The following is an 8853-nucleotide window of genomic DNA, read 5'->3' as shown; positions in this document are numbered from 1 at the left end:
GCAATCCGCGTAGCGGTAGTAAGGCTTCCAGTGATCATGCACCAGCACCCCCTGGACATAGGGCAGGATGCCGATGGCATCCATGGCCTCCTGACCTCGCTTGGCGTGAGGCGCCAAGTAGGTCAGGGCGTCATTCGAGGCGCTGTGCAGCCAGTAGCGCTTGCCGCCGACCTGCATCCCGGTCTCGTCGGCATGCACGGTCGCGGCTTGCCTCAGCGCCGGGATCGCCCACTCGGCAAACGCCTCGGCGCGCTGATAGGCCTCTTGATTGAAGGCGAACAGCGTGCCGGTGCTCAGCGATAGATCGCACTGTGAGGCCAGCAGCGCCTGGATGCGGGCATAGGGCAGCAACTGATACTGCGAGAGATAGACGACATGCGCCTTGAGACGTGGGCCATACTGGATCGGGCGGGTCACGCCGTCGGGAAACGGCGCCACATGGCGCCGCCCGAGATCGTCCTCCAGCACCTCGGCGCGATACTCGGTGACGACGGCCTGGATCACGATGTCTTGCACCTGGCGCGTTTCGATGCCGACCGAGCGATAGGTGCGCCCTTTGGGCAAGGTGCGGCGATCGACGCGCAACGACACGATCTCGTCGGGATCGGTGACCGGCGCCAGCGTCTTGCCTTCGTGACCCGGTTGCCCGCCAGGGCGACGCTCGCCCTTGGCCCGGGAACGGCGTTGGCGGTTGGGGTCTTGTGACGGCGGCTTGCTGCTGTTGCGGCTGCTGGTGGCCAGTCGGTCGGCCATCAGCTTGACCAGCAGCATCAGCACGTCGATGGCAGCACGCAAGGAAGGCGAGACCGTGTGGTCTTCCTTGAGCTGCTGCCGGACCCGTTCCAGGGCCTCGTCGACGTTGATATCGCTGATGGTCATGTCACCGCATAGACGTGCCGAAGGATCAGGCACACTATGCCAAAAAAATCAGGTGGTTGGCGACATGCCATCCGCAGCCACCTGAATAGTTACTCGGACGTTTCATCGAGCGTGTGCTGCACACCCTGGAGCTGCTGCAGCTGGCGCTGATCGAGGCCCGCGAGCCGGGCGTGGCACTGTGGGAGGTGGTACTGGCCACCACCGATAACGTCACCGCCTATCGCCGGCGCTACCGCAGCGAACTGCATCCCACGGCGATTCTCGATCTGCTGCTGTTCGACGAGGGCAACCCGCGTTCGGTGGGCTACATGCTCAAGCGGCTGTGTCGCCAGATCGAACGCCTGCCACAGAGCGAGGCATCGGGCACGCCGTATCGGCGCCGGGAGCAGCGGCTGATCCTCCAGGCCTCGAGCACGCTGCAGCTGGCCGATATCGACATGCTCTCTCATGTCCACGAGTCGGCCGAGGCCCGCGAGGCCCTGGCGGCGCTGTTCGAGGCGCTGCTCGAGCCGCTGGAGAAGCTCTCCGACGCCATCGCCCACAGCCACTTCAGCCACGTCGAGGCGCCGCGCCAGTTGATCAGGATGCAGGTACAGCCGTGATCTACCGTCTGCGCCACACCACCCGCTACACCTACAGCACCCCGGTGACGCTGTGCCACAACGAGGCGCGCATGCTGCCGCGCGAGCTGCCCTGGCAGCACTGCGAGGCCTCGCAGGTGGCTATCGAACCGCACCCGGCGGTGCTCAGCGAGCGCCGCGACTTCTTCGGCAACCGGGTGATGTACTTCGCGATCCAGGATATCCACTCGAGCCTCGAGGTCACCGTGCGCACCCGGCTCGAGACCCTGTCGCGACCGCCACTGCCGACGGTGATGGCCGGCGACTGGCAGGATTGCCGCGACGCTCTCGCCCGGGCCGCCGAGCGCCGCTGCCTGCAGGCTCGCCAGTTCCGCCTCGATTCACCGTTCATCCGCCGGCATCCGCGGCTGGCGGGGTACGCCGCACCCAGCTTCCCGGCCGGGCGCTCGCTGCTCGACGCGGTGATCGACCTGAATCGCCGGATTCACGAGGAGTTCACCTACGACGCCGAGTTCACCACGCTGGCCACGCCGCTGATGGATGTGCTCGACGAGCGCCGCGGGGTCTGTCAGGACTTCGCCCATCTGGCGATCGGCTGCCTGCGCTCGCAGGGGCTGGCGGCACGCTATGTCAGTGGCTACCTGGAGACGCTGCCGCCGCCCGGGCAGGCCAAGCTGGTGGGGGCCGACGCCTCGCATGCCTGGCTGGCGGTGTTCCTGCCGGGCTGGGGCTGGCTGGAGCTCGACCCCACCAATGGCAGCCTGCCCGGCGAGCAGCACATCGTCATCGGCTGGGGGCGCGATTACGCCGACGTGCCGCCGCTCAGCGGGGTGATGAGCGGCGGCGGCGAGCACACCCTCGACGTGGCGGTCGATGTGATTCCCGACGACGACGCCTCGCGTCGCACGGCCTGAGTCTTCAGAGACTCTTCAGCGGACTTTCATGAACCTGGCTAGCCGCGCTGAGCGACGCCTTCTTCGGTGGGATCAGCGTCGCTGCTCGTCACCTTCCGGGTTGCTGCTCGGGGTCGACGCCGCAGGGCGAGCACCGCCAGCCCGCCCAGCAGCCCCCAGAAGGCCGCGCCCACGCCCAGCAGCGTGATATGGGAAGCGGTGAGCAGAAAGGTCACCACCGCCGCCTCGCGCTCGCTGGCGTCATCGAGGGCCTGATGCAGGCTGTTGCCGATCGTCGAGAGCAGGGCGAGGCCGGCGACGGTGGCGATCAGCGGTTGGGGCAGGGCGTCGAACAGGGTGCCGATCGAGCCGCCGAACACCCCGGCGATCAGGTAGAAGCCCCCCGCCGCGGCGGCGGCCGTGTAGCGCCGCGCCGGGTCGGGGTGCGCTTCGGGGCCCATGCAGATCGCCGCGGTGATCGCCGCCAGGCACACCGAGAAGCCGCCGAATGGGGCCAGCACCAGGGTGGCGAGCCCGGTCCAGATCATCAGCGGCGACACCGGCACGGTGTAGCCCGCGGCGCGCAGGGTCGCCACGCCCGGAGCGTTCTGCGAGGCCATGCTGACCACGAACAGCGGGATGCCCACACCGATCAGCGCCGCCGGCGAAAACGCCGGCATGATGAATGATGGCGTGGCGAAGCGCAGCGCCGTGCGCTGGGTCGCGATATCGCCGGCGGCCCAGGCCACCCCCAGGCCGGTCGCCAGCACCAGGAGGATGGTGTAGCGCGGCAGCCAGCGCTTGCCGATCAGGTAGGCGGCGCACATCGCGCCGACCAGCGGGAAGTCGACGTGCAGGGCGGCGAAGGCGTCGATGCCGAAGCGCAGCAGCACCCCGGCCAGCATGGCCGCGGCGATCGACGGCGGGATGCGCCGCATGAGGCGCGCGAACAGCCCGGTGACCCCGCAGAGCAGCACCAGCGCCGCCGAGAACAGGAAGACGCCGATCGCCTCGGGCAGGCTGTAGCCGGGCAGGCTGGTGGCGAGCAGGGCCGCGCCGGGTGTCGACCAGGCGGTGAGCACCGGCTGGCGATAGTGCAGCGACAGGCCCAGCGAGGTGAGCCCCATGCCCAGCCCCAGCATGCTCAGCCAGGCGCCGATCTGTGCCGGGCCGGCGCCGGCGGCCTCCGCCGCCTGGAAGATGATCACCGCCGAGCTGGTATAGCCGACCAGGACCGCCACGAAGCCGGCGACGAGTGCCGACGGGGAGAGGTCACGCAGCACGGAAGGGACAGGCATGGGTGTCTCCAGCGCTCACTTGTGCGCTATAACGCATGGTGCGGCGACGATAGCATCGTGCGCCATCGCGTACAATGACAGCCCACGGGTACCGACCGACGAGGAGTGTCACGTGTCCGATCCGACCCCCCACATCGCGGCGACGTTGAAGACCCTGCGCCAGGCGCGGGGCTGGAGCCTGAGTCGTGCCGCCGGCGCGACCGGTGTCAGCAAGGCCATGCTGGGGCAGATCGAGCGGGGCGAATCGAGCCCCACGGTGGCCACGCTGTGGAAGATCGCGACCGGTTTCGAGGTCCCGCTGTCCGCCTTTCTGGTGGAGGCCGCGGCGCCACCGGTCGAGCCGCGGGCGGTGTTCAGCGACAGCGCCGGCATGCACGTGCGCGTGTTGATTCCCTTCGAGCCGCGCTGGCGCCTGGAGATGTTCGCCATCGACCTGGAACCCGGTGCCTGCAGCGAATCGAGCCCGCATGGCCCGGGGGTGGTGGAGCATGTGATCGTGATCGAGGGCGCGCTCGAGGTGGCCGAGGCCGGGCGCTGGCAGTCGGCGCAGGCGGGTGACGTCGTCCGGCTCGACGCGGCGCAGGGGCATGCTTACCGCAATCCGCACGCGACGAGGGCGTGCTTTCACAATCTGGTGAACTACCCGACCGGGGCGTGAGACGGGATCGGCCGGTGCGCCCTAGGATGTCATCTCGGCCGATTCCTTGATCCCGGCGCCGACATGCCGGCCGATGGTGCAGTTGCGTCCGGCGGCCTTGCAGGCGTAGAGCGCCTCGTCGGCGCAGGCCAGCAGGCTCTCCAGATCGATCGGGGTACCGGGGGGTGCGGTGGCCACGCCGATGCTGACGGTGACCACCTTCGCGGTCGGCGACCAGGCGTGGGGGATGCCGACGGCCTGCAGCATGCTGCGCATGCCCTCGGCGAGCCGAGTGGCCTCGTCGAGCTGGTTGTCGAGCAGGACCACCAGGAATTCCTCGCCGCCCAGACGCACCACGATGTCGGTCTCGCGCCGGAAGGTGTCGCGCAGGACATTGGCGATTTCCCTGAGGCATTCGTCGCCCGCCGGGTGGCCGTAATGGTCGTTGTACTGCTTGAAGTGGTCGACATCGATCATCAAGGCCGACAGCGGGGTCATGCGGCGCCGGCTCAGCGGCAGGGCGATCTCCAGGCGCTGTTCCAGCAGCCGGCGGTTGCCCAGGCCGGTCAGGGGGTCGTTGAGGGTCTGGGCGTGGAGCTGCTGGTTCTTGTCATGCAGGGCGTGGAGCAGCTTGGCGATTTCCCGGGCGAGATAGCCGATATCGTCGCGGCGCCGGTACAGGTGGCTGGGCGGCGATTCCGGGCTCCCCGTCTGCTGGGCCCGCACGTAGGCGACCAGCTCATTGAGCGGGCGAATGAGCTGGCGGCGTATCGCCAGCAGGCTGAGCACCAGAAAGGCAATCAGCAGCAGCACGAGCAGCTCGGGACGATAGTGCACGATCAGGGCATCGAAGCGCGGCAGATCCTCGGCACGGGCCAGCAGCCACAGCCCCGTTCCGCCAAGCAGGAACAGGCTGCCGAAAGTGCTCAGCAGGCGAAGGGGCAGGCGTTGTCGACGGTCAGGCATCACGTCTCGCTTGGGAGGGTTCAGGGAAATTCTACTCCCGCGACCGGCGCCGCGGGAGACCACAGGCCGGCCGTGAGAGGAAGATCACGTGTGACATGACGACGCGTATTATGACGCGCTTTCGGTGGCAGGCGAGCCCCCGGCATAACGCAGAATCAACGTCGCCGGGTCGGCATCGGCAAAGCCCTGGCCGGCATGCTGGCGCAGCAGCTGATCGGCCAGGCCGGTCATCGGCGTGGCACTGGCGCAGCGGCGGCCCTGCTCGACGGCCATGTCCAGGTCCTTGAGCAGGGTGCGCACGTGCCAGGCCGGTGCTTCGAAGGTCCCGGCGGCCATGCGCGGGGCCAGGATGCGAAACGGCGTCGAGTCGGCGAAGCCGCCGGCCAGCGCCTCGGGCAGGCGCTCGGCATCCACGCCGCTGGCGCGGGCCAGGGCCATCATCTCGGCGACCACCAGCGCATTGCAGCCGACGATCATCTGGTTGCAGACCTTGGTGACCTGGCCGCTGCCCACCGGCCCCATGCGGGTCACCCGAGCCGCCAGCGGGGCGAACACCGGTGTCAGGGCCTCGATGCGCGGGGCATCGCCGCCGCACATGATGGCCAGGCTGCCGGCCTCGGCGCCGGCCACACCACCCGAGACCGGGGCGTCGATCCAGGTCGTGCCGCAGGTCTCGTGCAGGCGGCGGGCGAACTCGCGGGTCGCCTGGGGGTCGCTGCTGGAGAAGTCGATCAGGGTCTGGTCGGCCCGTGCGCGGGAGGCCACGCCGTCCCCGCCGAATACCACGGTCTCGACCACGGTCGTATTGGCCAGACACAGCATCACCACGTCCACGTTGTCGACCAGCTCGCCCAGGGTGGCGGCCACCTCGGCGCCGGCCCCGGCGAGCGCCTCGGCCTTGGCCGGGGTCCGGTTCCAGACACTCACCGTGAAACCGGCCCCCAGCAGGCGGCGTACCATCGGCTCTCCCATGAGGCCGATCCCCACGAATCCCAGGCGCAGTCGGGGCATTGCATGTTCTCCAGACGGTAACGGACGGAAACACGATGCTACTGGTCGCCGATGGCGCTGGAAAGTCACACGGCCCTTGATCGGACAGGCGTTTCGCGCCATATCTGGGAATGGCTATCGATCCGGGAGACGGCAATGACCGAAATGATGCAACTGGGCTGCCCACACTGCCTGGCGATCAACCGCGTGGCCATCGCCCGCCTGCACGACGCGCCCCAGTGCGGGCGCTGCAAGCGGCGGCTGTTCACGGGCGAGGTCGTCGAGCTGACCGAGGAGAACTACTCGGCACTGGTCGAGCGCAGCGAGCTGCCCGTGGTGGTGGACTTCTGGGCCGCCTGGTGCGGCCCCTGCAAGATGATGGCGCCGGTCTTCGCGCAGACCGCCGAGGTGCTCGAGCCGCGCCTGCGCTTCGCCAAGCTCGATACCGAGGCCCATCCGCGGCTGGCCGGGCGCTTCGGCATCCGCAGCATTCCCACGCTGATCGTCTTTCGCGAGGGGCGCGAGATCGCCCGCCAGTCCGGGGCACTGCCGGGTCCGCAGCTCCAGCAGTGGCTCGAGCAAGTGACGTGAACCCCAGGGAGGACCCATGACGTCGATGTCCAGCGAATGCCGTGTCCGCGTGACCACCGGCGACATCACCCGGCTCGAGGTGGATGCCATCGTCAATGCCGCCAACCACTCGCTGATGGGCGGTGGCGGCGTGGACGGCGCCATCCACCGGGCCGCCGGCCCCGAGCTCAAGCAGGCCTGCCGGCGCCTGCGCGAGACCGACTGGCCCGATGGCCTGCCGGACGGCGAGGTGGCGCTGACCGATGGCTTCAACCTGCCGGCACGCTACGTGATCCACACCGTCGGGCCGGTGTATGCGAAGACGAAGGACAAGTCGCACCTGCTCGCCAACTGCTATCGAAACGCCCTGGCGCTGGCCGACGAACATGACTGCCGCAGCATCGCCTTCCCGGCGATCTCCACCGGCGTCTATGGCTATCCGTTCGACGAGGCCGCGCGGGTCGTCATCGACGTGCTGGCCGAGGCGACGTCTGAAGACGCACCGGAGGTGATCCTGTGCTTCTTCAGCGAACGGGACGCCGGGGCCTTCGAGGCGATCTGCGAGGAGACCGGCTTTCCGGTGTGCGCCGAGCACGGCTGATGGGTGCTGCTTGCCGAATGCCCCGGGCTCGCGCAAGGTATGGAGCCTTTATTCGGGCAGGAGGCGTGATGAATCAGGTAATGCTGGTAACCGGGGGGAGCCGGGGAATCGGCGCGGCGACGGCCCGTCTCGGGGCGGCCGCAGGCTACGGGGTGTGCGTCAACTATCGGGGCAACCGCGAGGCCGCCGAGGCGCTGGCCGAGGAGATCGTCGCCGCCGGCGGCCGAGCCATCGCCGTGCAGGCCGATGTTGCCGACGAGGGCGAGGTGGTGCGGCTGTTCGAGCGTGTCGACCGCGAACTGGGAGCGGTCACCGCGCTGGTCAACAATGCCGGCATTCTCGAGCAGCAGTGCCGGGTCGCCGACATGGATGCGGCGCGGCTGACTCGCCTCCTGGCCGTCAACGTGACCGGCAGCTTCCTGTGTGCCCGGGAGGCGATCCGTCGCATGTCCACCGCCCAGGGCGGCAACGGCGGTGCCATTGTCAACCTGTCCTCCGTCGCCGCGCGGGTCGGTGCCCCGAACGAGTATGTCGACTATGCCGCCACCAAGGGGGCCGTCGATACCTTCACGCTGGGGCTGGCCAGGGAAGTGGCCGACGAGGGGATCCGCGTCAATGCCGTGCGTCCCGGCATCATTTATACCGATATCCACGCCAGTGGCGGGGAGCCCGGGCGAGTCGACCGGCTCAAGGACAGTGTGCCGATGCGCCGGGGTGGCGAGGCCGAGGAAGTCGCTCGGGCGATTCTCTGGCTGCTTTCCGACAACGCGTCCTATACCACCGGCACCTTCATCGACGTGACCGGGGGCCGCTGACGGTTCAGCGTGCCCAGCGGCCCATCTCGTGCAGGCGTTCGAACCAGGCACGCAGGGCACGTTCGCTGAGCGACTCGACCTGGCCGATGAGCGTGGCCTCGATCGGGGCGATGCCCACGAAGCCGAGAACATTGCGTTCCAGCGACTTGACGCTGTGGGCGCGATAGAAGTGTTCGTAGACCAGTGCCGGCATGCCCATGGTGACCACGACCCGGGCCGAGCGTCCGGAGAGCCCCTTGGCCGCGAACGGGGAGGTGGCGCCGGGCGCAAAGGCGAACCCCGGGCGGGCCACCTGCTCGAGAAATCCCTTGAACAGCGCCGGCATGTCACCCAGCCAAAGCGGAAAGAACAGCACGAGATGCTCGGCCCAGGCGATGGCGGTCTGTGACTCGCGCAGCGCCTCCGGCAGCGGTTCGTTTTCCCAGGCACGGCGGCTGCGCAGCAGCGGAAAGTCCAGCGTGCCCACATCGATCACGCGCACGGTGTGCCCGGTCGCTTCCGCGCCTTCCAGATAGTGCTGTGCCAGCGCATGGCACAGGTGAGGCTCGCTGGCGTCGGGGTGGCCCTGGAGGATGAGGATGCGTCGGGACATGAATGCCGCCTCGAATGCCGGGGTCTGTCAA

General features: G+C 68.7%; 11 protein-coding genes. 6 read left to right on the top strand and 5 right to left on the bottom strand.

The features are described 5' to 3' along the window. Positions 1-879: IS66 family transposase (locus KGQ91_RS13295; RefSeq protein ID WP_224420085.1), on the bottom strand; the 879-nt coding region annotated here is incomplete at its 3' end. 104 nt (positions 880-983) lie between these two features. On the opposite strand from KGQ91_RS13295, the gene KGQ91_RS13290 reads away from it, so the two are divergent. Beyond that, positions 984-1481 (top strand): alpha-E domain-containing protein, encoded by a 498-nt coding sequence (locus tag KGQ91_RS13290; protein ID WP_224421417.1) that lies wholly within the window; start codon positions 984-986, stop codon positions 1479-1481. After that, a complete protein-coding gene (locus KGQ91_RS13285) occupies positions 1478-2374 on the top strand; it encodes a transglutaminase family protein (protein ID WP_224421165.1) in 897 nt (298 codons plus the stop codon). Before KGQ91_RS13290 ends, KGQ91_RS13285 begins: the two co-directional genes overlap by 4 nt. A gap of 38 nt (positions 2375-2412) precedes the next feature. On the opposite strand, the gene KGQ91_RS13280 is transcribed toward KGQ91_RS13285, so the two are convergent. After that, entirely contained in the window at positions 2413-3651 is a 1239-nt protein-coding gene (locus tag KGQ91_RS13280) for a benzoate/H(+) symporter BenE family transporter (RefSeq protein ID WP_224421164.1), read from the bottom strand. A 112-nt stretch (positions 3652-3763) separates the two neighbouring features. Here KGQ91_RS13280 and KGQ91_RS13275 point away from each other — a divergent pair, with 112 nt between their 5' ends. Further along, on the top strand, positions 3764-4309 hold the full coding sequence (locus KGQ91_RS13275; protein ID WP_224421163.1) for a helix-turn-helix domain-containing protein: 546 nt from the start codon (positions 3764-3766) through the stop codon (positions 4307-4309). A 21-nt stretch (positions 4310-4330) separates the two neighbouring features. Here KGQ91_RS13275 and KGQ91_RS13270 read toward each other — a convergent pair whose 3' ends face one another. Further along, entirely contained in the window at positions 4331-5254 is a 924-nt protein-coding gene (locus KGQ91_RS13270) for a diguanylate cyclase (protein WP_224421162.1), read from the bottom strand. Between the two features lie 108 nt (positions 5255-5362). Next, positions 5363-6265, bottom strand: coding sequence for an NAD(P)-dependent oxidoreductase (locus tag KGQ91_RS13265; RefSeq protein ID WP_224421161.1), 903 nt, complete (start codon positions 6263-6265; stop codon positions 5363-5365). A 135-nt stretch (positions 6266-6400) separates the two neighbouring features. Between KGQ91_RS13265 and trxC the strand changes: the two genes are divergently transcribed. The 3 genes from trxC (at position 6401) to KGQ91_RS13250 (ending at position 8230) form a co-directional block, all read left to right on the top strand. Beyond that, positions 6401-6835: a thioredoxin TrxC gene (gene trxC, locus KGQ91_RS13260; RefSeq protein ID WP_224421160.1), complete on the top strand. Its 435-nt coding sequence runs from the start codon at positions 6401-6403 to the stop codon at positions 6833-6835. 16 nt (positions 6836-6851) lie between these two features. Further along, positions 6852-7415, top strand: coding sequence for an O-acetyl-ADP-ribose deacetylase (locus KGQ91_RS13255; protein WP_205596271.1), 564 nt, complete (start codon positions 6852-6854; stop codon positions 7413-7415). Positions 7416-7483: 68 nt separating this feature from the next. Continuing rightward, positions 7484-8230 carry an SDR family oxidoreductase gene (locus KGQ91_RS13250; protein WP_224421159.1) on the top strand — a complete coding sequence of 249 codons (747 nt, stop codon included), beginning with the start codon at positions 7484-7486 and terminating at the stop codon, positions 8228-8230. A 4-nt stretch (positions 8231-8234) separates the two neighbouring features. On the opposite strand, the gene KGQ91_RS13245 is transcribed toward KGQ91_RS13250, so the two are convergent. Next, a complete protein-coding gene (locus tag KGQ91_RS13245) occupies positions 8235-8822 on the bottom strand; it encodes an NAD(P)H-dependent oxidoreductase (RefSeq protein WP_224414784.1) in 588 nt (195 codons plus the stop codon). Positions 8823-8853 lie beyond the last annotated feature (31 nt).

This window comes from Modicisalibacter tunisiensis (genome assembly GCF_020148005.1).
Lineage (GTDB): Bacteria > Pseudomonadota > Gammaproteobacteria > Pseudomonadales > Halomonadaceae > Modicisalibacter > Modicisalibacter tunisiensis.
This window is presented reverse-complemented; position numbering and strand designations above follow the sequence as displayed.